The 23,199-nt window shown below is 59.0% G+C and carries 21 protein-coding genes; 9 read left to right on the forward strand and 12 right to left on the reverse strand.

Translation table 11 applies throughout. The features are described 5' to 3' along the window. Positions 1-26 precede the first annotated feature (26 nt). Positions 27-1,421 (forward strand): signal recognition particle protein, encoded by a 1,395-nt coding sequence (gene ffh, locus ACK4FF_RS11855; RefSeq protein ID WP_409709351.1) that lies wholly within the window; start codon positions 27-29, stop codon positions 1,419-1,421. Positions 1,422-1,433: 12 nt separating this feature from the next. Here ffh and ACK4FF_RS11860 read toward each other — a convergent pair whose 3' ends face one another. Both ACK4FF_RS11860 and ACK4FF_RS11865 read right to left on the reverse strand, forming a co-directional pair. After that, entirely contained in the window at positions 1,434-2,075 is a 642-nt protein-coding gene (locus ACK4FF_RS11860; protein WP_409709354.1) for a lytic transglycosylase domain-containing protein, read from the reverse strand. Next, a complete protein-coding gene (locus ACK4FF_RS11865) occupies positions 2,056-3,798 on the reverse strand; it encodes a proline--tRNA ligase (protein WP_409709357.1) in 1,743 nt (580 codons plus the stop codon). The genes ACK4FF_RS11860 and ACK4FF_RS11865 overlap by 20 nt, the downstream gene beginning before the upstream one ends. Positions 3,799-3,930: 132 nt before the next feature. Here ACK4FF_RS11865 and ACK4FF_RS11870 point away from each other — a divergent pair, with 132 nt between their 5' ends. Both ACK4FF_RS11870 and ACK4FF_RS11875 read left to right on the forward strand, forming a co-directional pair. After that, positions 3,931-4,512, forward strand: coding sequence for an RNA pyrophosphohydrolase (locus tag ACK4FF_RS11870; RefSeq protein WP_409709359.1), 582 nt, complete (start codon positions 3,931-3,933; stop codon positions 4,510-4,512). A 185-nt stretch (positions 4,513-4,697) separates the two neighbouring features. After that, positions 4,698-5,609 (forward strand): metal-dependent hydrolase, encoded by a 912-nt coding sequence (locus ACK4FF_RS11875; protein ID WP_409709362.1) that lies wholly within the window; start codon positions 4,698-4,700, stop codon positions 5,607-5,609. Between the two features lie 19 nt (positions 5,610-5,628). Here ACK4FF_RS11875 and ACK4FF_RS11880 read toward each other — a convergent pair whose 3' ends face one another. The 5 genes from ACK4FF_RS11880 to rplU form a co-directional block, all read right to left on the reverse strand. After that, a complete protein-coding gene (locus ACK4FF_RS11880; RefSeq protein WP_409709365.1) occupies positions 5,629-6,513 on the reverse strand; it encodes an alpha/beta fold hydrolase in 885 nt (294 codons plus the stop codon). A gap of 49 nt (positions 6,514-6,562) precedes the next feature. Continuing rightward, positions 6,563-7,708: a glutamate 5-kinase gene (proB, locus tag ACK4FF_RS11885; protein ID WP_409709368.1), complete on the reverse strand. Its 1,146-nt coding sequence runs from the start codon at positions 7,706-7,708 to the stop codon at positions 6,563-6,565. A gap of 5 nt (positions 7,709-7,713) precedes the next feature. Then, complete coding sequence (gene cgtA, locus ACK4FF_RS11890; RefSeq protein WP_409709371.1) at positions 7,714-8,796, reverse strand: Obg family GTPase CgtA; 1,083 nt, start codon at positions 8,794-8,796, stop codon at positions 7,714-7,716. Positions 8,797-8,904: 108 nt separating this feature from the next. Next, on the reverse strand, positions 8,905-9,168 hold the full coding sequence (gene rpmA, locus ACK4FF_RS11895) for a 50S ribosomal protein L27 (protein ID WP_409709374.1): 264 nt from the start codon (positions 9,166-9,168) through the stop codon (positions 8,905-8,907). Between the two features lie 17 nt (positions 9,169-9,185). Next, the gene (rplU, locus tag ACK4FF_RS11900) at positions 9,186-9,497 is read right to left on the reverse strand and encodes a 50S ribosomal protein L21 (protein ID WP_256764839.1); all 312 of its coding nucleotides are present in this window, start codon (positions 9,495-9,497) and stop codon (positions 9,186-9,188) included. Positions 9,498-9,760: 263 nt separating this feature from the next. Between rplU and ACK4FF_RS11905 the strand changes: the two genes are divergently transcribed. The 6 genes from ACK4FF_RS11905 (at position 9,761) to zapD (ending at position 16,170) form a co-directional block, all read left to right on the forward strand. After that, positions 9,761-10,753 (forward strand): polyprenyl synthetase family protein, encoded by a 993-nt coding sequence (locus ACK4FF_RS11905; RefSeq protein WP_409709379.1) that lies wholly within the window; start codon positions 9,761-9,763, stop codon positions 10,751-10,753. A gap of 116 nt (positions 10,754-10,869) precedes the next feature. Next, complete coding sequence (gene pilB / locus ACK4FF_RS11910; protein WP_409709382.1) at positions 10,870-12,564, forward strand: type IV-A pilus assembly ATPase PilB; 1,695 nt, start codon at positions 10,870-10,872, stop codon at positions 12,562-12,564. Positions 12,565-12,586: 22 nt separating this feature from the next. Next, positions 12,587-13,825: a type II secretion system F family protein gene (locus tag ACK4FF_RS11915; RefSeq protein WP_409709385.1), complete on the forward strand. Its 1,239-nt coding sequence runs from the start codon at positions 12,587-12,589 to the stop codon at positions 13,823-13,825. Continuing rightward, complete coding sequence (locus tag ACK4FF_RS11920) at positions 13,822-14,667, forward strand: prepilin peptidase (RefSeq protein WP_409709388.1); 846 nt, start codon at positions 13,822-13,824, stop codon at positions 14,665-14,667. The genes ACK4FF_RS11915 and ACK4FF_RS11920 overlap by 4 nt, the downstream gene beginning before the upstream one ends. A 2-nt stretch (positions 14,668-14,669) precedes the next feature. Next, complete coding sequence (gene coaE / locus ACK4FF_RS11925) at positions 14,670-15,284, forward strand: dephospho-CoA kinase (RefSeq protein ID WP_409709392.1); 615 nt, start codon at positions 14,670-14,672, stop codon at positions 15,282-15,284. Positions 15,285-15,408: 124 nt separating this feature from the next. Next, complete coding sequence (zapD, locus tag ACK4FF_RS11930; protein WP_409709505.1) at positions 15,409-16,170, forward strand: cell division protein ZapD; 762 nt, start codon at positions 15,409-15,411, stop codon at positions 16,168-16,170. Here zapD and ACK4FF_RS11935 read toward each other — a convergent pair. From ACK4FF_RS11935 to ACK4FF_RS11955, 5 genes are all read right to left on the reverse strand, one after another. Continuing rightward, positions 16,151-17,143: a Nudix family hydrolase gene (locus tag ACK4FF_RS11935; RefSeq protein ID WP_409709395.1), complete on the reverse strand. Its 993-nt coding sequence runs from the start codon at positions 17,141-17,143 to the stop codon at positions 16,151-16,153. The genes zapD and ACK4FF_RS11935 overlap by 20 nt on opposite strands. A gap of 9 nt (positions 17,144-17,152) precedes the next feature. Next, complete coding sequence (locus ACK4FF_RS11940; RefSeq protein WP_409709398.1) at positions 17,153-18,025, reverse strand: ATP-binding protein; 873 nt, start codon at positions 18,023-18,025, stop codon at positions 17,153-17,155. Positions 18,026-18,037: 12 nt separating this feature from the next. Beyond that, complete coding sequence (gene argJ / locus ACK4FF_RS11945) at positions 18,038-19,267, reverse strand: bifunctional glutamate N-acetyltransferase/amino-acid acetyltransferase ArgJ (RefSeq protein ID WP_409709400.1); 1,230 nt, start codon at positions 19,265-19,267, stop codon at positions 18,038-18,040. 16 nt (positions 19,268-19,283) lie between these two features. Continuing rightward, positions 19,284-22,046, reverse strand: a complete 2,763-nt coding sequence (secA, locus tag ACK4FF_RS11950; RefSeq protein WP_409709403.1) for a preprotein translocase subunit SecA — start codon at positions 22,044-22,046, stop codon at positions 19,284-19,286. Between the two features lie 108 nt (positions 22,047-22,154). Next, entirely contained in the window at positions 22,155-23,132 is a 978-nt protein-coding gene (locus tag ACK4FF_RS11955) for a M23 family metallopeptidase (protein ID WP_409709405.1), read from the reverse strand. Positions 23,133-23,199: the final 67 nt, after the last annotated feature.

Here is a 23,199-nt window from a genome sequence, read left to right on the forward strand (position 1 = left end):
TTTACTCGATTCGCGGGTTCACATTCATGTTCGAAAACCTTTCTGACCGCCTGGCCAAAGTTGTCAAAAACATCAAGGGCGAAGCGCGCATCACCGAGTCCAACACGCAGGAGATGCTGCGGGAAGTCCGTCTGGCCCTGCTTGAGGCCGACGTGGCCCTGCCTGTGGTCAAGGAATTCATCAACCAGGTGAAAGAGCGGGCCTTGGGCGAGGAAGTGCTCAACAGCCTGACCCCGGGCCAAGCGCTGGTGGGCATTGTCAACGAGCAGTTGACCCGCCTGATGGGCGAAAAAACCGAAGACATCAACCTGGCGGCCCAGCCCCCGGTGGTGATGCTGATGGCGGGCCTGCAAGGTGCGGGTAAAACCACCACCACCGGCAAGCTGGCCAAGTACCTGAAAGAAAACCACAAGAAGAAAGTGTTGACCGTATCGGCGGACGTGTACCGCCCCGCGGCGATCGAACAGCTCAAGACGGTCAGCGCCCAAGCCGGTGCCGAATTCTTTCCTTCAGACCCCAGCCAGAAGCCAGTGGACATCGCGCTGGACGCCCTGAACCACGCCAAGCGCCAGTACTTTGATGTGCTGCTGGTGGACACGGCAGGCCGGCTGGGCATTGATGAAGTGATGATGAACGAAATCAAGGCCTTGCACTCGGCCTTGAACCCGACCGAAACCCTGTTTGTCATTGACGCCATGCTGGGGCAGGACGCTGCCAACACCGCCAAGGCCTTCAATGAAGCCCTGCCCTTAACCGGCGTGGTGCTGACCAAGATGGACGGTGATGCCCGAGGCGGCGCGGCCTTGTCCGTGCGGCAGATCACTGGCAAACCGATCAAATTCATGGGTGTGGGCGAAAAGCTCACTGGCTTCGAGCGCTTTCACCCAGACCGTGTGGCCAGCCGAATTCTGGGCATGGGCGACATTGTGTCGCTGGTGGAAGAGGCCAAAAAAGGCATCGACCAAGCCGAGGCCGAGAAGCTGGCCAAAAAACTGAAGTCCGGCAAAAGCTTCGACCTCAACGACTTTCTGGCGCAAATCACCCAAATGCGAAAAATGGGCGGCATGCAAGGCCTGATCGACAAACTGCCCAGCCAACTCATGAAAGGTGCTGGCCAGGTGGACGCCAACGCGGCAGACAAACAGGTGAAGCGCACCGAGGCCATCATTTTGTCGATGACCCGGGAAGAACGCACCAAGCCCGACATTCTGAAGGCATCACGCAAACGCCGCATCGCGGCCGGTGCAGGCGTTCAGGTGCAGGAAGTGAACCGCCTGCTGGCCCAGTTCGAGCAAATGCGCGGCGTGATGAAGAGCATGCAGAAAGGCGGGCTGGCCAAGATGATGCGCAAGATGGGCGGCTCCAAAGGCTTCCCCCCCGGCGGCGGCATGCCCCCCGGTGGCGGCTTCCCGTTTGGCTGAGGAACCTCAGCCCTAGGGCTTGACCGCTTTCGGCGGTTTGCTTGGGGGCGATGCCGACACAAAGCGGTAGCCCCAGTTGCGGTCCAGTCGGTCGTAAATCATGTTCGGGTAGGTCATCTTGCCCAAGCTGCCGTTGTAACGGCCCAGCGCACGGTCCAGGTTGCCACGCTCAATGTCCAGGTAGTGCCGAAGGATCAAGCACCCATAACGCACATTGACGCGGGGGTCAAACAACTGGCTTGGGCGGCCATTGGACAGCAAGTCAGTCCAAAATGGCATCACTTGCATCAAACCGATGGCACCCGCTGAACTGACCGCATCATCCCGAAAATTGCTTTCCACCTCGATGAGCGCAAACACCAATTGAGGGTCCAACCCCGCCCGCTGGGCCTCGTACCGGATGAGTTTGATCAACTCAATGCGTTGACCAAAATGCGGGACTCGCCGCGCCAGCCGGCGCGACATTTGAGCCAGCCAATCGAGGCGATGTTCGGTGGAATCGAAAATGGGGTTAAGCGGCCGCTCGTCCCCCAACGCGGTGCGCAAGGCCAGGCGCACATTGTCGGCCATGGGCTCGTACTGCTGACTGGCCGACACCGGGTCAGCCAGCCACACCACACAACCCAACAGGGCTTTAGACAGCCAAACGCGCACGAAGCTCGCTCTGCACCTGTCCCACAATGTCAGCGACTGCCACATCGCGCTTTTCAACTCGTCCATCACGGGACTGGAACTCCACAACACCATTTTGCAGACCACGGTCACCCAAGGTGACACGCAGCGGCACACCAATCAATTCCCAATCAGCGAACATCACGCCGGGCCGTTCGTCACGATCGTCCAGAATCACGTCCACACCCAAACCTTGCAAGGCTTGGTAGAGCGAATCGGCCTGGGTTTTCACCTGCTCCGACTTCTTGTAACCAATCGGGCACAGGACCACTTCAAACGGGGCCATGCTGGCGGGCCAGACAATGCCCCGTTCGTCAAAATTCTGCTCAATGGCTGCCCCCAGAATACGGGTCACACCAATGCCGTAACAGCCCATTTCAAAGAAGGTGGGTCGGCCGTTTTCTTCCAGGAACGAAGCATTCATGGCCTCTGAGTACTTGGTGCCCAGGTAGAACACATGGCCCACCTCAATGCCCCGGCACATGGCCAACGCACCTTTCCCATCGGGCGAAGCATCGCCTTCCACCACGTTGCGAATGTCGGCCACCTCGGGTTCGGCCACATCGCGGCCCCAGTTCACACCGGTCAAGTGGTAGTCTGCGGCGTTGGCCCCGCACACAAAATCACCCATTGCAGCCACAGTACGGTCAGCCACCACCCGCACACCCGTCACACCCACAGGCCCCAAGTAACCCGGCTTGGTGCCAAAGGCCGCCGTTATTTCGGCCTCGGTGGCCAAGCGCAAATCGCGCACACCTTGGAGTTTGCCCAGCTTGATGTCGTTGACCTCATGGTCGCCACGCACCAAGGCCAGAATCAGCTCCACCTGCACCTTGCCTTCCACCGGCACCTCATTGGCAAACACCACAGACTTCACGGTTTGGGTCAAGGGCAAACCCAGGAACGCAGCCACCGCTTCACAGCTTGAGTGGCCCGGCGTGTGGGTTTTGTTCATGGTTTGGGCCGCTGCAGGGCGTGTGGCCGAACACACGGCTTCAGCCAGTTCTACGTTGGCGGCGTAGTCGGAATCGGGGCAGTATGCGATCGCGTCTTCACCGGTGTCGGCAATCACGTGGAATTCATGGCTGCGGTTGCCACCGATCGATCCGGTGTCCGCCGCCACAGCGCGGAAATTCAAGCCCAGACGGGTGAAAATGCGCTGGTACGCGGCGTACATGGCGTCGTAGGTTTTGAGGGCGCCAGCCTGGTCGCGGTCGAAGGAGTAAGCGTCTTTCATCACGAACTCACGGCCACGCATCACGCCAAACCTGGGGCGAATTTCATCGCGGAACTTGCTTTGAATTTGATACAGGTTGACCGGTAGTTGGCGGTAACTTTTGACGTCCTTGCGAACCACGTCGGTGATCACCTCCTCATGGGTGGGTCCGATCACGAAATCCCGGTTGTGGCGGTCTTTCAGGCGCAACAACTCCGGGCCGTATTTCACCCAGCGTCCACTCTCCTCCCACAGCTCGGCGGGCTGTACGGCGGGCATCAACAGCTCGATGGCGCCAGCCCGGTTCATTTCCTCACGGACAATGTTTTCAACTTTGCGAATGCTGCGCAAACCCATGGGCATGTAGGTATAAATGCCACCAGCCAGCCGCTTGATCAGGCCTGCACGCATCATCAGTTGATGACTGACGATTTCTGCGTCGGCGGGGGCCTCTTTGAGTGTGGTGATGAAGTACTGGGTGGCGCGCATGGGCTGCTCTCAATCGGGGTTTACACGAGGGCCCTATTTTACGTTTATCCAGCCAGCCCGCCGTGCCCCCGGTGTACAAACACAGCCGCGTGCTTATAATGAGGTTGAAATGTGATTTGTAACGGGGCGCGTATGCTGGATAAAGAAGGCTACCGTCCCAACGTCGGCATTATTTTGACCAACTCCAAAAAGCAGGTTTTTTGGGGCAAGCGCATTCGCGAACATTCGTGGCAGTTTCCGCAGGGCGGCATCAAACATGGTGAGTCCCCGGAGCAAGCAATGTACCGCGAGCTGCATGAGGAAGTGGGCTTGTTGCCCGAGCATGTGGAGATCATCGGCAGAACCCGAAACTGGTTGCGTTACACCGTTCCTGACCATTGGATACGCAGGGAATGGCGCGGCAGTTACAAAGGCCAGAAACAGATCTGGTTCTTGCTGAAGCTGGTTGGACGGGACAGCGACGTGAGCCTTCGGGCCACCGACCACCCCGAGTTTGATGCCTGGCGTTGGAACGAGTATTGGGTTCCGCTTGAGAATGTGATTGAGTTCAAGCGGGAAGTGTACAAACAGGCCCTGGGTGAATTGGCGAAATTGCTGTTTTCGCGCAATGACCCCAGGAGACAGCCGAAAGGCGACATTTGGGAAGTCAAAAACCGGTCAGTTGAACCCGCCGGTACCGACCCGGGCACCGATCAACAAGGGCCTGTGGCCTGAATCCTTCGGTCTATGAAAAACGCACGTCTTGAAACAAGGCGTGCGTTTTTTGTTGAGGCAAAAATCAAACATTCGTTTGAATTTAGAGAAGGAACTCGGTGTTTACAGTTGTTAATGTCGAAACTCATTGATACATTAGCCAATGTCAAGATAATCACAACGATCCATCCGGAGGAGTTTCCGACATGAAGAAAATCATTCCCGTGCGCCGCGACGTGAAGATCAACCTCAACGAGGCACGCGTCAACGACTGGCATGAAATGGGCCCTCATGTAACCCATTTTTTCAACGCCCTGTCTGTGCTGTTCCCTGCGGGCGAACGCCTGTTCATGGATTCTGTGCGCGCGTACAAGGATCAGGTGAAAGACCCTGACCTGAAGAAGGCCATCACCGCCTTCATTGGCCAGGAAGCGCTTCACAGCCGCGAGCACGAGGAATACAACGAGATGATGGACCGCACTGGCGTGCCCGCGCTGGAACTGGACCGGATGCTGTGGAAACTGCTTGGCGGACTGAAAGGCGTGTTGGGTAACAAAATGGCCCTGGCTGGCACCATTGCGCTGGAACATTACACCGCCATCATGGCCAATGCCGTGCTGTCAGACCCGAACGTGACCGGCACAAAGTCGGATGAAGGGTTCCGCCAGGTGTGGCAGTGGCACGCCTATGAAGAAACCGAGCACAAGGCCGTGGCCTACGACGTGTGGAACGAGGTGATGCCTGACAACGTCTACAACCGCTTCATTCGCCGCTTTGGCATGGTGCTGGCCTCCATTATTTTCTGGCCTGTAGTTGCCTACTTCCACGCCCGTTTGGTGTTTGCAGATGCCAACACCAAAGGCAAGCACCTGAAAGGCTACGGTGCTGTGGCCCGCATTCTGGTGGGCAAAGAGGGTATTTTCCGCAAGGCGCTGGGCGACTTTTTCGACTACTTCCGGGCTGATTTCCACCCCTGGATGCACGACAACAGCGCCTACCTGAACGACATTGACGCTTTTGTCGCCAAGGTTCACCAAACCATGCGTGAACCCAACGAGGCGGTCAAACAGGCGGTTCGCAGCCGCTTGGCCAGCAAGGCCACTGCTGTAGCGGCCTAAGCCTCACAGCCCGGCCTCATCAGAGGCCATTGGGCTGGGGCAAGACACTGGCCAAAGCCTCGATGAAACGTTGAGGGTTCTCGAGGTGGGGGTAATGCCCCAAGCCGGCCAGGCGCACCGTGGGGTGCCCTGGCACCAACTCTTCAAACCGGTCCACCATGTGGCCGCCTGAAATCGGGTCTTCCACCCCATCAATCACGGCCAATGGGCATCGGGCCTGCTGCAGGGCACCTACCCAGCGGCTGCGGTTGTCGCGCCGCTCCTGAATGTAACGAATCAATTGATGAAAACGGCGATGACCGTCGTTCAAGGTCATTTGTGCCCAGGCGTCTTCAATGTCCTTCTCTTGCAGACCCTCGGAACACACATTGCGAAGGCTTTCCCGAAACTTCCGGTAATTGGTGAACCGCGACAGCAAGGGCCCCACCGGGCTGAGCAACAGACGCTGAATCGGCAGGGCACGGTGGGTTTCAGGAAACAGGCCGCCGTTCAGCAACACCAATTGCTCCATGTGAAAACCCAACTGGCCGGCATTGAAACGGGCCAGCAATTCCTGGCCCACAGTGTCGCCCACGTCGTGAGTGATGAGCCTGACCCGGCCAATGTCCAGGTGAACCATCAAGGCTTCGGCGATGTCCGCTTGCTGGGCAATGCTGTACTGCCAACGGGCAGGCTTGTCGGAGCAGCCGTAGCCCAGCATGTCAAAGGCCACAAGCCGAAACTGCTCGGCCAACCGGGGCCACACCGGTTCAAAATCGAGGCTGGAGGTGGGGAACCCATGGATGAGCAACAGCACGGGCTTGCGCAACGCTGAGGGAGCGTCGGCAGCGGAATCGCGATAGAAAATCGAGAAGTCACGCCAGTGAAGGGTTTGTCCACGCTGACGCCAAGTGCTGAGGGTCATCCGTCCTCCTCTGATGCGCGGCACTCGCGCTGGAACCGGAAGCCCCAGCTTAGCCCAACACCACCATGTTGTCGCGATGAATCAGTTCTGGCTCGTCCAGATAACCCAGGATGGACTCAATGGCGCCCGTCGGTTGCCCTGCAATGCTGTTCACCTCAGCGGCAGAATAATTCACAAGCCCCCGCGCCACTTCAATACCTTCTGGGCTGAGGCAGGCCACCACGTCACCGCGCTGAAACTGGCCCTGCGCGCCGGTCACCCCGATGGGCAACAAGCTGCCTTTGCGTGTGCGAAGCGCGTCGGCGGCGCCTGCATCCAGCAGCAAAGCACCCTTCATTTTCAGGTGGTCGGCCATCCACTGCTTGCGTGCGGCCAAGCGGCCCAGCGGGGCCTTGAGGTAGGTGCCCACTGACTCGCCCTTCATCAGCCTGACCAGCACATTGGGCTCGCGGCCACTGGCAATGACGGTGGCCGCACCGCTGCGTGCTGCACGCTTGGCCGCCAGAATTTTGGTGATCATGCCGCCGGTGCCCACGCTGGACCCAGCTCCCCCAGCCATCTTTTCCAGCTCGGGGTTGCCAGCCACATCCTCATGCACAAAGCGCGCGTTGGGGTTCTTGCGGGGGTCGGAATCGAACAGACCCACTTGGTCGGTCAGGATAATCAAGGCATCGGCTTCGACCAGGTTGGTCACCAAAGCGCCCAGAGTGTCGTTGTCCCCGAAGCGAATTTCATCGGTGACCACGGTGTCATTTTCATTGATGATGGGCACCACTTTGTGATGCAACAAGGTGGTCAGCGTGCTTCGGGCATTGAGGTAACGGGCCCGGTCCGCCAGGTCGGCATGCGTCAGCAACACCTGGGCACAGGTGATGCCATGCTGCGCAAACCCCATTTCATAGGCGTGCACCAAACCCATTTGGCCCACGGCTGCGGCCGCCTGCAACTCATTGATTTCTTTGGGACGCTTGGCCCAACCCAGACGCTTCAAGCCCTCGGCGATGGCCCCGGAGGACACCAAAACCACTTCGCAACCCGACTGCGCCATGTCGGCAATTTGCGCAGCCCATGCATTGATCGATTCCATGTGCACGCCTTGACCACCGTTGGTCACCAGCGAACTGCCCACCTTGACGACCAAACGCTTGCCCAGCAAGGCTTGGGCGCCGGTGTTGGCTTGATTCTGCTCGGCCATGCCGCTTATTCCCCTGTGTCGTCCTCGCGGAAACGCACATCCGGCTCGGGCGGATGTTCCGCATTCAATTGCTGCACCAGTTGTTCGTACACCGCCCGCATCAGCAACTGGGTGTTTTCCCCGGTCAAGCTGGAAATGGCATGCACCTGCCCGGCCCAGCCTGTGGCCTCAGTGTAGCGCTTAACGAACTCATCCACCTTTGATTGGCGCTCATCATCGGCGATCATGTCGATTTTGTTCAATACCAACCACCGGGGCTTGGCGTGCAGGTCCTCATCGTATTTTCTCAATTCATTCACAATGGCCACCGCCTCGCGCACAGGGTCCACGGCCTCGTCAAACGGGGCCAGGTCCACCAAGTGCAGCAACACACGCGTGCGGCTCAAGTGTTTGAGAAACTGATGGCCCAAGCCAGCGCCTTCTGCCGCGCCTTCAATCAGGCCGGGCACATCGGCAATCACAAAACTTTGGGCATGGCCCAGGCGCACCACGCCCAGGTTGGGGTGCAGGGTGGTGAACGGGTAGTCCGCAATTTTGGGCCGCGCATTGGACACCGCCGCAATCAGGGTGGACTTGCCCGCATTGGGCATGCCCAGCAGGCCCACATCGGCCAGCACCTTCAGTTCGAGACGCAGGCGGGACTGTTCGCCGTCCTTGCCCTTGGTGAACTGCTTGGGTGCTCGGTTGGTGCTGCTCTTGAAATGGATGTTGCCTAAACCGCCGTCCCCGCCTTGGGCCAAGATGACGCGCTGGCCGTGCTCAGTCAGGTCGGCCACCACCAACCCCGTGTCGTCGTTGATGATGGTAGTACCCACAGGCATTTTCAGAACGATGTCGTCCGCCGCCGCGCCGTAACAATCGGAACCTCGGCCATTTTCGCCGTTCTTGGCCCGATATTGCCGCGAAAAGCGGTAATCGATCAGGGTGTTGAGGTTACGGTCGGCCTCGGCAAAAATGCTGCCGCCACGGCCACCATCGCCACCATCGGGGCCACCTTTGGGAATGAATTTTTCACGACGAAAGCTGCCCGAGCCATTACCGCCCTTGCCTGCAAACACTTCAATCGTGGCTTCGTCGATGAATTTCATGAAAATGCCCAATCCGGAATAAAAATAGCCCTGCAAGGCAGGGCTATTGGAATTTCACTGGCGCACCCGGCAAACGTCAGGCCTGCGGGAGGCGCCAGTCAGTGGGGATCAGCCTTCGCTGGACACCACGCTCACGGTCTTGCGACGCAGCGCGCCCTTGACCGAGAACTGCACCTGACCATCGGTCAGTGCAAACAGGGTGTGGTCTTTGCCCATGCCCACGTTGTCACCGGCGTGGAAACGAGTACCACGCTGGCGAATGATGATGCCGCCGGCGCTGATGGCCTGGCCACCGAACACCTTAACACCCAGTCGTTTGGCTTCCGAATCACGACCGTTGCGCGTAGAGCCGCCGCCTTTCTTACTTGCCATGGTTCATTCTCCCGCAATCAGGCGTTGATGGCCTGGATCTGGATTTGTGTGTAGTTCTGGCGATGGCCTTGACGCTTTTGGTAGTGCTTGCGACGACGCATCTTGAAGATCTTCACTTTGTCGTGACGACCGTGTGCCAAAACAACAGCCTTGACCGAAGCCCCTTGAACCAGTGGAGTACCCACCTTGACGGTGTCGCCGCTACCCACGGCAAGCACTTCGTCCAAAGAGATTTCTTGGCCAATGTCTGCAGGTATCTGTTCTACTTTCAGTTTTTCGCCAGCAGCAACTTTGTATTGCTTGCCACCGGTTTTTATGACCGCGTACATGGTTGACCTCAAAAAGGAATGTGTTCAAACCCCACCCCAAAGACACAAGCGTGCTTTTGAAATGGTTAGCCCGCGATTATTCCACAAAAAACCCTGAACAGTCAAATGCTTGAAGCATTACTGATGCAAAAACAAGGCAGCTTGACGGCGGAGCGCCCCGCCAACAAGGCACACCGGGCAGCATTTCCTGCGCCGCGTCGCACAATTTAACAGTGCGCCTCAGTACAATGGGGGAGTCCATCCGTCCATGAACCGCACCAACCATGTCCACAGCCACACTGAGTGCAAAAACAGTCTTAGCCCCGATTGCCGATGACATGCGCGCCCTGGACGAGGTGATTCGCACCAGTCTTCATTCTGCTGTGCCTCTGATCAACCAGATCAGCGACTACATCATTCAAGCGGGCGGCAAACGCTTAAGGCCCGCCTTGGTGATGCTGACCGCCCGCGCCTTGGGCGCCAACGCCCAGCAGATGCGCCACGCCACCGAACTGGCGGCCATCGTTGAATTCATTCACACGGCCACTCTGCTTCACGACGACGTGGTGGACGAATCGGACATGCGGCGCGGCCGCCTCACGGCCAATGCCCAGTATGGCAACCCTGCCGCAGTGCTGGTGGGCGATTTCCTGTACAGCCGCTCATTTCAGATGATGGTCAAGATTGGCCTGATGCCAGTCATGGATGTGCTGTCCGAAGCCACCAACACCATCGCCGAGGGCGAGGTGCTTCAACTGCTCAACTGCAAAGACCCGGAAGTGACCGAAGAGCGCTACATGCAGGTCATCGACTTCAAAACAGCCAAGCTGTTTGACGCATCCTGTCGCCTGGCGGCCATTGTGACCGGGCAACCGCAAGCGGTCATCGACCAATTGGGGCGTTTTGGTGGCGAACTGGGCGGCGCGTTTCAACTGATCGACGACTGGCTTGATTACGCCGGTGACAGCGGCGAGCTGGGCAAAAACGTGGGGGACGACCTTCGTGAAGGCAAGCCCACCCTGCCACTGATCCACGCCATGCGGCACACCACCGGGCCAGTTCATCACCTGATCCGTCAGGCCATTGAAGAGGGGGGCACCTCGGATGTCACAGACATTTTGCACGCCATTGAACAATCCGGCTCGCTGCATTACACCCGTCAAAAAGCCGTGAGTTTGGCGGAGGCCGCCAAGTCCAGACTGACAGGCCTTGGTGACAGCGTGTTCCGGCAGTCCATGGCCGACCTGTGCGACCTTGCCGTCGCCCGCAACAGCTAACCCCCGAACAGAGTAGTTTTCCGGCCAGGCAAGACATTCACCGCCAAGGCCCGTTACACTGCGCATTACACGGGGCTTGGCGTGTGGCCAGCCCGCATTCCAGAAGGACGTGACGAATGAGCATCAGCAGCGCTGTCGTGAAAAGCTCTGGCTTGGTTCGGGCCCTGTTGGCCCAAGGCCTGATCGACCAGGCCAAACTGGACGAATTGATGGCCGCCGAACCATCGGGCCGCTCAGTGGCTGAATGGATTTGCGGGACGGGTGCTGTCAGCCCTGCACAGGTGGCCCTCGCCACCGCCAGCCACTTTGCTTACCCTCTTTTGGACCTGTCAGCCTGGGACCCAGCCAGCCAACTGGAACTCGACGCTGAGTTGGTTCAGGCCACACGTGGGCTTGAAGCCGTGGTGCTCAACCGCCGTCAGGATTACATTCATGTGGCCGTGGCCGACCCCACCGACCTGAGCACCATTCAGCAGTTGAAATTTCGCACCCAGCTGCAAGTTGAACCCGTGGTGGTGCAGTACGACGCGCTGACCAGCGTACTAAGCCGCCAAGGCAACAGCGACAATATTGAAGATGCCCTGCTGACCGAGGAAGAAGAGCGCAGCGATGCCCCACGGGGTGATGAGCCCGACGTGGATGAGGCGCCCATTGTGCGTTACGTGCACCGCGTGCTGAGCGATGCCCTCAAACGCGGAGCCTCGGACATCCATTTCGAGCCCTATGAGAAAAGTTACCGCGTTCGCTTCAGGATTGACGGTGTGCTTCAGGAAACCTCACAACCTCCACTGACCGCTCGCACCAAGATTGCAGCGCGCATCAAGGTGATGAGCCGCTTGAACACCACTGAAACCCGCCTGCCTCAGGATGGCCGGATTCGCGTCACCTTGGGTGCAGAAGACCGCAAGATTGACTTCCGGGTCAGCACACTGCCCACCGTATTCGGCGAAAAAATCGTGATGCGTTTGCTGGACTCCAGCAAATCGGCACTGCGCCTGGACCAACTGGGCATGGACCCGATACAGACGGCCCACATTGAGGCGGCGCTGGCGCTGCCCCACGGCATGATCCTGGTCACGGGCCCCACGGGCAGCGGCAAAACAGTGTCGTTGTACACGTTCTTGTCGATGCTGAACAAGGAGTCGGTGAACATCAGCACGGTTGAGGACCCGGCGGAAATCAACATGACCGGGGTGAACCAGGTCAACATCAACGAACGCATTGGACTGACCTTTGCCAAGGCCCTGCGCGCACTGCTTCGGCAAGACCCGGACGTGATCATGGTCGGCGAGATTCGCGACCTTGAAACCGCCGACATCTCCATCAAGGCCTCGCAAACGGGTCACAAAGTGTTGTCTACCCTGCACACGAATGACGCCGTGGCCACCATCGTGCGCATGCGCAACATGGGCGTGGAGCCCTACAACATTGCTTCGTCCTTGAACATGGTGATTGCGCAACGCTTGGTCAGGAAGCTGTGCAGTTGCAAAACCCCCCACCCCGACGGCGCCCAAGCCTTGGTGAATGTGGGCTTGCTCGACAAGCTCCCCCAAGAGGAGTGGACCCCCTTTACGGCGGTAGGCTGCGACCAGTGCAATGGCACAGGATATCTGGGTCGCACGGGCATTTATGAAGTGATGCCAGTGAGCGAAGCCATGCAGGAACTGATCATTCGAAATGCCTCCGCGCTGGACATGGAGCGTCAAGCCCGGTCTGAAGGCATTGGCACCATGCGCGATTCCGGTATCAGCAAAATCCGCGCAGGCATCACCACGATTGAGGAAATCCTGGAGGCGACAGAAATGGAATAAACCCTGATGGAGGCTTTCTGCCATGCCCACTGCCACACGCGCCCGAACAGGCAGCACCGAACAGACCTTTGCATGGACAGAAACCACCCGGGACCGCAAACGGAAACCTCGTCAGGGTGAAATCAGGGCCAGGTCCGAGCAGCATGCCATGGCCCAACTGGGGCGCCAGGGCATCCGCAGCGCGCGGGTGCGCAAGGTCCGAAAATCAGGCACCACAGGCATCAAGCAGGTTCAGATCTGCGCGTTTGTTCGGCAATTGGCGGTGATGACCCAATCCGGGGTGCCACTGGCCCAGTCGCTCGGGCTGATTGGTGGCAACCTCACTGGCCGAAGCAAAGCCGGTATTCGGGAACTGGTTCGAACCCTGCGCACCGATGTAGAAAGCGGCATCAAACTGAGCGACGCATTTCGCAAACACCCCAAACACTTCGACAACCTGTTCTGCAACACCCTGGCCGCTGGGGAACATGCCGGCGAACTGGACAGCACCCTGAACCGACTGGCCATTCACCTGGAAAAGGCACAGCGCATCAAACAACGGCTGCGCAAAGCCATGGTGTACCCGGGCATTGTGATTGTGGTGGCCTCGCTGGTGACTGTGGGCATGTTGACCTATGTGCTGCCCTCGTTCCGGTCGGTGTATGCCCAATTCAAAGCCGACATGCCCGCATTGACGACCATGTTGCTCAATTTGTCGGATGTGTTGGTCAACCACGGCCCCTGGGTGGCTGGCGGAGTGATTGCCGGCTTGGTGAGCCTGCACCAGGCCTATAAACGCCTGCCCCGCTTCAAAGACGCCTGCGACCAAGTCATGCTCCGCATCCCCGTGCTCGGCGAGTTGATCCGCACCGCGATGAACGCGCGGTGGACCCGCACCTTTTCCACCCTGTCGGCCTCTGGTGTACCGGTGACCGATGCCTTGGAATCCGTTGCACTGGTCAGCACCATCCGCAGTTTCGAAGTGGCCACACGGGAAGTTCGCCAAGCCGTGGCCAGCGGCAGCACCATTTCTGATGGCATGGAGTTGCAAGGCGTGTTTCCCCAGGACAGCATCCAAATGATCCGGATTGGTGAAGAATCGGGCCGCTTGGACGAGATGATGCAGCGCCTTGCAGACCAGTACGAAGTGAAACTCGACGATCAAGTTGATACACTGTCGACCATCATGGAACCCGCCATCATGTGTGTGATTGGCGGCTTGATCGGCGTGCTCATCATCGGCATGTACCTGCCCATCTTCAACATCGGAGGCATTGTTTGATCCAACCCGCCGAAATGAGCCCTACCCTGTGGCTGACCAGCATGGCGTTGCTGGGCCTGTGCGTGGGCTCATTCCTGAATGTGGTGATCGGCCGGCTGCCCATCATGATGGAACAGGCCTGGGCCCGTGAACTGGCGCAGGCGCAAGGCGAGGAAGACATTCAGCAAACCCGGTTTGACCTGCTGTGGCCCCCGTCACACTGCCCCTCCTGCAAAACCCGTTTGCGCTGGCATGACAACATTCCAGTTCTGTCCTTCCTGTGGCTGAAAGCCCAATGCGGGCACTGCGGCGTGTCCATTTCATGGCGCTACCCCGCCGTGGAATTGCTGACTGCAGGCGGGTTTGCGGCCATCGCATTGCTCTACCCCCAGCAATGGTCCAGCCTGGCATTGATGGGGTTTCTGGCTACGCTGATTGCCTTGGCAGCCATTGATCTGGACACTTTCCTGCTGCCCGACCAAATCACCCTGCCTTTGGTTTGGGCGGGCCTGGCCGCGCAAATGATCTGGCATTGGGTTCCCCTGCATGAGGCAGTCATCGGGGCGATGGCGGGCTATCTGGTGCTGTGGCTGATCTATCACCTGTTCCGTTTGGCCACGGGCAAAGAAGGCATGGGTTACGGTGACTTCAAACTGCTGGCCGCCATTGGCGCGTGGTTGGGGGTCAAAAGCCTGTTCACTGTGGTGCTGCTGGCCTCCGTGTCCGGTGTGCTGTTTGGGCTGGCGTTGCTAACGTTGCGCGGCCAGAGCAAGCGCGATGCGTTTCCGTTTGGGCCTTGTTTGGTGCTGGGCGCACTGGCGTGGATGGCCCAGGTGGATGTGCTGCAATGGCTGATGGTGTAGGCATGCGCAACAAACCGATGATCGTGGGGCTGACCGGGGGCATAGGCTCGGGCAAAACGCTGGTCTCCAACCACTTGGCCAGCTTGGGTGCCGTCGTCATTGACGCCGATGAAGTGGCCCACAGGGTCACTGCGCCCGGGGGCCCGGCGATTGAGTCGATCCGCGCCGCCTTCGGGGCGGACAGCCTGAACGCGGACGGCAGCCTGAACCGGGACGCCATGCGCCAGCGCGTGTTTGACACCCCCTCGGAACGCACACGGCTTGAGGCGATTGTTCACCCGGTGATTCGGCAAACCATGCTTGAAGCGCTGAATGCGGTGCCGCCCACCACCTACGCCGTGCTGGTGGTTCCCTTGTTGATCGAAAAAGGGGGCTGGGCTGAACTCACCGATCGAATTGTGGTGGTTGACTGCCCCGTAGAAACGCAGATTGCCCGGGTGAAAGCCCGCAATGGCTGGCCAGACAGCCAAATTCAAGCGGTGCTGGCCGCCCAAGCCAGCCGGACACAACGCTTGGCCAAAGCCGACCATGTCATCGTGAACGACGGAGAAATCAGTCAAGTTTTGACACAAGTTCAGCAATTGCACGAATTACTGAAAAAAATCAAGCCGAATTGAACTGAACGTTTGCATGAAAACCACGACTGCGCCACAATCACGGTGAAGCAAAGTTTTTGCCCCGCGTGGAGTATTGGTGTCACAAGCGCTTGACGAAACTCAGGAAAGCACCTCGGTTGCCCAGCTGATCAGTTACGAATTTCCGCTCAACGAGCGTGTTCGTACTTTGCTTCGTCTTGAAGATTTGTTCAGTAAATTTGATTTTTTCACGCAACGTGAACACCGGCTGGACCACCACACCGCCCTGCTGACCCTGTTCGAAATCATCGAAGTGGGCTCAAGGGCCGACCTCAAAAGCGACCTGCTTCAAGAATTGGACCGCCAGCGACTGACCTTGTCGCATTACCGTGGCCACCCCAGTGTGGACAGCGAGGCCCTTGAACACACCTTGGGCAACATCGACCGTGTGGCCAGCGATTTGAACCAGTGCAACGGTCGGCTTGGCTACCACCTTCGGGACAATGAATTCCTGATGATCATCCGCAGCCGCTGCTCCATCCCGGGCGGTGTGTGCGAGTTCGATCTGCCGGGCTATCACCGCTGGCAAAGCCGTACGGCTGCAAGCCGCCGGGCCGACATTCACCACTGGTTTGCCCCCATGCGGCCTTTGGCCCAAGCGGTGGCTTTGGTGCTGCAACTGCTGCGTAACAGTGGTGAGGTCAGCTTGGTCACTGCCGAGCAAGGCAACTTCACGCAACAGCTCAGCGGAAAAACTTACCAGTTGCTGCGCATCGACATGCCTGCTGACCTTGAACTGGTGCCTGAATTCAGCGCCAACAAATACATGCTGTGGATACGTTTCAACGTGCCCAACGCCCAAGGCGTCAGCAAAAACAACCCCACAGCCGACGCGGTGCAGTTCCGAATCAGGTTGTGTAACCTGTAAAGCGGCTCAGTATAGCCACCCCATGAGCCCCATGTGCGCGGGCCTGTTCATAGTCTTCCAGCCCCAGGCCGCCGATGGCATACACCGGCAAACGCACGCCCTGCACACTGGCTGAAAACTTGGCCCAACCCATTCCCGGCTGACCCGGGTGCGACGGTGTGGCATTGACCGCCCCCAACACGGCGTACTGAAGCCCCACCCGGTGGGCCAGCAGCAGGCCCGCTTCATCATGAACCGAGGCCCCAATCAAGCGGCCGGTGGGCTTGAACTGCCCCTGAGCCACTTGGTGCAAGTCAGCTTCCGTGAGGTGAATACCCGCAGGGTTCAAGGGCTCGTTCCGTTGCGCCGACATGCGCTCAAGGTCTGCCCAGTTGCTGGAATTGATCAATACCCGGTGGCCGAGGCGTTGGCAGAGGGCTTGCAGGTGTCGGTAAGCGTCCCACAAAGCCGCCCCGCTCAGGCCTTTTTCGCGGAACTGCACCCAAACAGGCTCGGCCACCACGGACAAGGCAGATTCCAGACGGCTTGCACAGGCCTCAAAGCCTTGGCTGTAGCTGCTCAGCGCCATGAAACGGGGCTGGACCAAGGTGGGCAACAAGGGTTCAGTGGCCGGCAGAATGGGAGTGAGGTCGTTGGCATCCAAACTGGCCCAGGTGAAGGCCTGGCCTTCCAGGGCCCGCACCTGCCCACTGAACTGCCACACCCGGTAGAGGTGCAAACGCACCAAAGCGTGCTCGTAATCGTGCTCAATCACAAACCACGGGGCACCCGCCTGAGCAGTGATGTCCAGCTCTTCCTTGAGTTCACGCACCAAGGCTTGCCACACCGTTTCGCCAGGCTCAACCTTGCCACCGGGAAATTCCCAGTACCCGGCGTACGGCTTGCCCTCGGGCCGACAACCCCACAACACCTGCCCGCGGTCGTTGAACACCACCGCGACAGCCACATCCACGCGCTTGCGAACGTCACCCACCGTCGGGCCTCATGTGTCGGATTTCAGGGCTTTTTGGCCAGCCCAGTGCTTGGCAAACTGAAAGGCCAGGCGGCCACTGCGACCACCCCGATCGATGGTCCAGCGCAGGGCAATCAAACGGGCTTCATCGTCCAGCGGGCAAGCAAAATGGTCAAGCCACATGCGCACCGCTTCAAGGTATTCATCTTGTGTGAAGTTGTGGAACGACACCCAGACACCGAAGCGGTCTGACAAGGACACTTTTTCTTCGATGGTTTCAGCAGGCCGAACCTCGCCTTGGTCGTGGGTGGTGGCCAGGTTGTCCTTCATCATTTGAGGCAACAGGTGGCGTCGGTTCGAGGTGGCGTAAATCAGCACATTCGGCGATGTACCGGCCACCGAGCCATCCAACACACTCTTCAAGGCCTTGTAACCGGGCTCCCCTTCCTCGAAGGACAGATCATCACAAAACACGATGAATTTCTCGGGCCGGGCAGCCACCAAGTCCACCACGTCCTGAAGGAACAGCAGGTCCGACTTGTCCACTTCAATCAACCGCAGTCCTTCAGCCTGATAGCGGGTCAACATGGCGCGAACCAAGGACGATTTGCCAGTCCCCCGCGCGCCAGTCAATAGCACATTGTTGGCGGGAAGCCCCCGCACAAACTGGCGGGTGTTGGCATCAACCTTACCCGCCTGCACATCAATGTTGCGCAGGGCGCTCAGGTCAAGCGGGTTGAACGTCTGAACCGGTTCCAGCCTGAGCTGGCCGGCCCGGTGATGCAGGCGAAACGCGCAGGATGCCGACCAATCTTCGGGCGGGCGCATGACGCCCTGCTCCAACGCGTCGGCAATGCGGCGCAGGTGCCCAACAAGCTCGCGCCAGTCTTCCCCTCCCTGCATGGCATGCGCTCCTTAACTGCGGTAATCGGCGTTGATGCTGACGTAATCGTGCGAGAAATCGGTGGTCCATACGGTGGTGGCATGCTGGCCACGCCCCAACTGCACCCGCACTGTGATTTCAGCCTGGTTCATCACGGCTTGCCCTTGCTCTTCCCGGTAATCGGGGTGGCGACCGCCGTCACGGGCCACATGCACATCGCCCAGATAAAGCTGAATGCGGGTTTGGTCAAGGTCGGTGATGCCTGCATACCCCACCGCCGCGAGAATGCGGCCCAAGTTGGGGTCGGATGCGAAAAAGGCAGTTTTCACCAGCGGGGAATGCGCAATGGCGTAGGCCACTTTGGCCGCTTCGTCATCATTGCCAGCGCCTTCCACGGTGACAGTAATGAATTTGGTGGCACCTTCACCATCACGCACAATGGCTTGGGCCAACAAGGTGGCCTGCGCCTTGAGGGACTCGTACAGCACCTTCGCTTCAGGTTCTTGGCCAGTCTGAATGTTGACGGCCTTGGACTGGCCGGTGGCCATGATGATGAAGCTGTCGTTGGTCGACGTGTCGCCATCAATGGTGATGCGATTGAAGGAGGCGTCGGCGATGCTGCGGGTCCATTGGCTCAGCACAGCTTGGCTGATGGCGGCGTCGGTAGCCAGGTAACCCAGCATGGTCGCCATGTTGGGGCGGATCATGCCTGCGCCTTTGGACACACCGGTGATGGTGACTTCACCTTGCCCCAGAGGAATACGAATGCTGCTGGCTTTGGGCACGGTGTCGGTGGTCATGATGGCCGTAGCCGCATCCAGCCAGTCCGCCTGACCAAGGCCTGCGACGGCCTGATCAACCCCATTGAGCAGCCGCTCCATGGGCAGGTTTTCGAGAATAACACCCGTTGAAAACACCAACACCTGCTCGGCGCTCAGGCCCAACAGACTGGCGACTTTGGCTGTCGTGGCCCGCGCATCGGCCAAGCCGCGCTCGCCAGTGCCTGCGTTGGCACACCCGGTGTTGATGACCAAGGCGCGGACACCTTGGGCGGCCGCCAAATGGGCCTGACACACCTGCACCGGGGCCGCACAGAACCGGTTGGTGGTGAACACACCAGCCACACTGGTGCCCTCCGCCAGGCGCATTACCAGCACATCCTTGCGGTTGGGCTTGCGAATGTGGGCCATGGCGTAACCCAGTTCAACACCGGGCACGGGGTGAAGTTGCTGTGCTTGGGGCACCTGGTAATTGACAGGCATGGATGTTGTCTCCGAATCAGTACAGTTTGCCGTGGCAGTGTTTGTATTTTTTGCCGGAACCACAGGGGCAGGGGTCGTTGCGCCCCACCTTGTCGCTCACCCGGCGTGGCGCCTGTTGAGCCATGCCCTCGGCATCGGCGGGTGCGGCCTCTGAGGACTCGTCTGCTGTGCCCTCGGCATCGGGGTGTTGGTACTGCAGGTTGTCCAACTGCGGCGCACGTTCTTCGATGGCGTGTTCGGCTACCTCGGCTTGTTCGGCGCTTTGAATACGAACCGTCAGCAGGTTTTTGCTGACATCGTCGCGAACCCGATTCAGCAAGGCCGCAAACAGCTCAAAGGCTTCGCGTTTGTATTCTTGCTTGGGGTTTTTCTGGGCATAACCGCGCAGGTGAATGCCTTGGCGCAGGTAGTCGAGCGCGGCCAGGTGTTCGCGCCATTGCGCGTCCAGATTCTGCAGCAACAGCGACTTCTCAAACCGCGCGAACGGTTCGCGGCCCACCAAGGCCACTTTCTCGCTGTAGGCCTGGTCGGCCTGGTTCAAAATGCGCTTGAGGAAATCGTCATCGCCGGCCTTGGGGTCGGCTTCCAGCCACTGGCTGACCGGGCAATCCAGGTCGAAATCCGCCTTCAGCGCGGCTTCAAGCCCTTCCAGATCCCATTGTTCTTCAACCGACTCTTCAGGCACAAATGTGCGGAAGGTGCCTTCAATGGCCCCGTGGCGCAGGTTGGTGATGGTGTCCTCGACATCCTGCTCTTCAAGAATTTCGTTGCGCTGGCTGTAAATGATTTTGCGCTGCTCGTTGGACACGTCATCGTATTCCAGCAACTGCTTGCGAATGTCGAAGTTGCGGCCCTCGACCTTGCGCTGCGCCGATTCAATCGAGCGGCTGACAATGCCTGCCTCAATCGCCTCGCCTTCGGGCAACTTCAGACGCTCCATGATGGCGCGCACGCGGTCCCCAGCGAAAATACGCAGCAGGTTGTCTTCCATGGACAGGTAGAAGCGGGAAGAACCCGGGTCGCCCTGACGGCCGGAGCGGCCGCGCAACTGGTTGTCAATACGGCGGCTTTCATGGCGTTCACAGCCGATGATGTGCAAACCGCCAGCGGCCAACACCTGTTCATTGCGGGCTTTCCACTCGGTGCGGGCCTTGTCCAGCGCGGCGGCTTTGGCGGCCTCGTCCAGCGCCGGGTCGGCTTCAATCGCGCTCAGTTCACGCTCAAGGTTGCCACCCAACACGATGTCGGTTCCCCGGCCAGCCATGTTGGTCGCGATGGTGACGGCCTTGGGCCTGCCCGCCTGCGCCACAATTTCCGCCTCGCGCTCATGCTGCTTGGCGTTCAGCACGTTGTGCGGCAAGCCTTCCTTCTGCAGGAAGGAGGCAATCAGTTCGGAGTTCTCGATGGAGGTGGTGCCCACCAACACAGGCTGCCCACGCTCGTAGCAATCCTTGATGTCCACCAGAATCGCGTTGTACTTCTCGCGGGCGCTTTTGTACACCTTGTCCTGTGAGTCCTTGCGCTGCACCGGGCGGTGTGTCGGAATGATCACGGTTTCCAGACCGTAAATGGACTGGAACTCAAAGGCTTCGGTGTCCGCCGTACCGGTCATGCCGGACAGCTTCTTGTACATGCGGAAGTAGTTCTGGAAGGTGATGGAGGCCAGCGTCTGGTTTTCTGGCTGAATGCGCACACCTTCCTTGGCTTCAACAGCCTGATGCAAGCCGTCGGACCAGCGGCGACCAGGCATCAGCCGCCCTGTGAACTCATCCACAATAATGACTTCACCGTTCTGCACCACGTAATGCTGGTCCTTGTGGAACAGGTTGTGCGCCCGCAATGACGCCATCAAGTGATGCATCAGGGAAATGTTGGCCGCGTCGTACAGGCTGGCACCGGGGGCCAACAAGCCCATCTGATTCAGAATGTTCTCGGCGTGTTCGTGCCCGGCTTCGCTCAGGTGAATCTGGTGGCCTTTCTCGTCCACCCAGAAGTCGCCTTCCGGCTCGGGTTCGGTGGGCTTGGGCTCTGCGGTCATGCGCTGCAGAAGGCCAGGCACGGCATTGAGCTTGAGGTACACCTCGGTGTGGTCATCGGCCTGGCCAGAGATGATCAATGGCGTACGGGCCTCGTCAATCAGAATGGAGTCGACTTCGTCCACAATGGCGTAATGCAAGCTGCGCTGCACACGCTCACCCACGCTGTAGACCATGTTGTCGCGCAGGTAGTCAAACCCAAACTCGTTATTGGTGCCGTAGGTGATGTCAGCGGCATAGGCGGCCTGTTTGTCATCGTGCGGCATGCGGGACAGATTGCAACCCACGGTCATGCCCAGAAAGCCATACAGTTTGCCCATCCACGCCGCATCGCGGGAGGCGAGGTAATCGTTCACGGTAATTACGTGTACGCCCTTGCCTTCGAGCGCGTTCAGGTACGCGGGCAAGGTGGCCACAAGGGTTTTGCCCTCGCCAGTGCGCATCTCGGAGATCTTGCCTTGATGCAGGGCCATACCCCCAATCAACTGCACATCAAAGTGCCGCATACCATGCACACGTTTGCCAGCCTCGCGCACCACGGCAAAGGCCTCGGGCAACAGGTCGTCCAGGGTGGCGCCAGCGGCCAGCCGCTCACGAAACTCCTGGGTTTTGCCTCGAAGCTGTTCGTCGGTCAGGGCAGACACGGCGGGCTCAAGGGCATTGATCTGTGCAATGGCTTTTCGATAGGTCTTCAACAACCGGTCATTTCGGCTGCCGAAAATCTTCTTGAGGGTATCAATCATGATGGCGCGGGCTTGTGCCCCCACGGGGGCTATTGAAAGCTGTAAAGGCCGGTCGGGCACTGGGCCTGCCGGCACGGACAAACAGCCTCAGAGTTTAGCACGCGTAACTTATTGAATCGGCTTGGCGGTGCTATCCGGCAAGATGCCTGCCAGCGCGGCAACGGCACCCGGGCTGGGGCGGGGTTGCCCGTGTTTAGCCAGGAAAGCCATGGGGTCTTTGGCCTGCCCTTCAACCCGCACCTCAAAATGCAGGTGGGGGCCTGTCGAACGCCCGGTGTTGCCCACCAAGGCGATGTTTTGCCCGTTGCGCACAATGTCGCCCTTCTTGACCAAGAGGCGGGAAGCATGGGCGTAGCGGGTGACGGTTTTGTTGTCGTGCTCAATTTCCACCATATTGCCGTAAGCCGGGTGGAAACTGGCCTCAATCACCACGCCGGCTGCTGCAGCCAGAATGGGGGTGCCGATTGGGGCAATGAAATCGATGCCCTCGTGCAGGGAGCGGCGACCGGTGATCGGGTCAATGCGGTTGCCAAAATTGCTGACAGCCACCGTATCGGTCAGCGGCAATTCATTGGGGATGCCCTGATTGCGCACCCGGGCCAATTGCATGTCGGTGTCAATGATGCTGAGCACATCAGCCTGCTTGTCGATCTGCTTGGCCAAGTCTTTCATGGTGGCTTTGACTTCCCCGTAACTCAGGGACCGCTCATCGGGCTGGCGCAAACCACCCTGACCCAGCACTTCCACGGTTGCTGCCTTGCTTTCAACGCCACTGGCTTTAAGCAAACGCGCGCTGACGGCATCCAGACGGGCCAACTGAGCCCGCATTTCAGCCAGCCGAATGGCCATGGCATCCAAAGGGCTGGATGATTCAGGAGATTGGCTCAAACGCTCCATTTGGCGTTCGTACATCACATTCTGAACACCGGGAATTTCGTCGCCGTAGTGGGCCACCAGCATCATGCCGCCGAACACGGAGCCCAGAAGCACCAAAATGAAGAATGCCAATGCCAGCCAAAGGTGCAGAGCACTTATACTGACAGTGGCGACGCGGCCAAACGGACCCCGCATCAGAATCAACTGCATGTGTGACCTCCTCAATTCGCGGCCTTACCCTGCACCAAGCAAGACTTGTGCTCACGGACTGTAAAGA

The sequence above is a fragment of the Limnobacter sp. genome (assembly GCF_046297615.1).
In the GTDB taxonomy this organism is placed as follows: Bacteria; Pseudomonadota; Gammaproteobacteria; order Burkholderiales; family Burkholderiaceae_B; genus Limnobacter.

What these genes read in the sequence shown, in the direction of transcription:
- ffh (WP_409709351.1), top strand. Translation starts at nt 27, where the DNA reads ATGTTCGAAAACCTTTCTGACCGCCTGGCCAAAGTTGTCAAAAACATC.
- ACK4FF_RS11865 (WP_409709357.1), bottom strand. Translation starts at nt 3,798, where the DNA reads ATGCGCGCCACCCAGTACTTCATCACCACACTCAAAGAGGCCCCCGCC.
- ACK4FF_RS11870 (WP_409709359.1), top strand. Translation starts at nt 3,931, where the DNA reads ATGCTGGATAAAGAAGGCTACCGTCCCAACGTCGGCATTATTTTGACC.
- ACK4FF_RS11875 (WP_409709362.1), top strand. Translation starts at nt 4,698, where the DNA reads ATGAAGAAAATCATTCCCGTGCGCCGCGACGTGAAGATCAACCTCAAC.
- ACK4FF_RS11880 (WP_409709365.1), bottom strand. Translation starts at nt 6,513, where the DNA reads ATGACCCTCAGCACTTGGCGTCAGCGTGGACAAACCCTTCACTGGCGT.
- proB (WP_409709368.1), bottom strand. Translation starts at nt 7,708, where the DNA reads ATGGCCGAGCAGAATCAAGCCAACACCGGCGCCCAAGCCTTGCTGGGC.
- cgtA (WP_409709371.1), bottom strand. Translation starts at nt 8,796, where the DNA reads ATGAAATTCATCGACGAAGCCACGATTGAAGTGTTTGCAGGCAAGGGC.
- rpmA (WP_409709374.1), bottom strand. Translation starts at nt 9,168, where the DNA reads ATGGCAAGTAAGAAAGGCGGCGGCTCTACGCGCAACGGTCGTGATTCG.
- rplU (WP_256764839.1), bottom strand. Translation starts at nt 9,497, where the DNA reads ATGTACGCGGTCATAAAAACCGGTGGCAAGCAATACAAAGTTGCTGCT.
- ACK4FF_RS11905 (WP_409709379.1), top strand. Translation starts at nt 9,761, where the DNA reads ATGTCCACAGCCACACTGAGTGCAAAAACAGTCTTAGCCCCGATTGCC.
- pilB (WP_409709382.1), top strand. Translation starts at nt 10,870, where the DNA reads ATGAGCATCAGCAGCGCTGTCGTGAAAAGCTCTGGCTTGGTTCGGGCC.
- ACK4FF_RS11915 (WP_409709385.1), top strand. Translation starts at nt 12,587, where the DNA reads ATGCCCACTGCCACACGCGCCCGAACAGGCAGCACCGAACAGACCTTT.
- coaE (WP_409709392.1), top strand. Translation starts at nt 14,670, where the DNA reads ATGCGCAACAAACCGATGATCGTGGGGCTGACCGGGGGCATAGGCTCG.
- ACK4FF_RS11940 (WP_409709398.1), bottom strand. Translation starts at nt 18,025, where the DNA reads ATGCAGGGAGGGGAAGACTGGCGCGAGCTTGTTGGGCACCTGCGCCGC.
- argJ (WP_409709400.1), bottom strand. Translation starts at nt 19,267, where the DNA reads ATGCCTGTCAATTACCAGGTGCCCCAAGCACAGCAACTTCACCCCGTG.
- secA (WP_409709403.1), bottom strand. Translation starts at nt 22,046, where the DNA reads ATGATTGATACCCTCAAGAAGATTTTCGGCAGCCGAAATGACCGGTTG.
- ACK4FF_RS11955 (WP_409709405.1), bottom strand. Translation starts at nt 23,132, where the DNA reads ATGCAGTTGATTCTGATGCGGGGTCCGTTTGGCCGCGTCGCCACTGTC.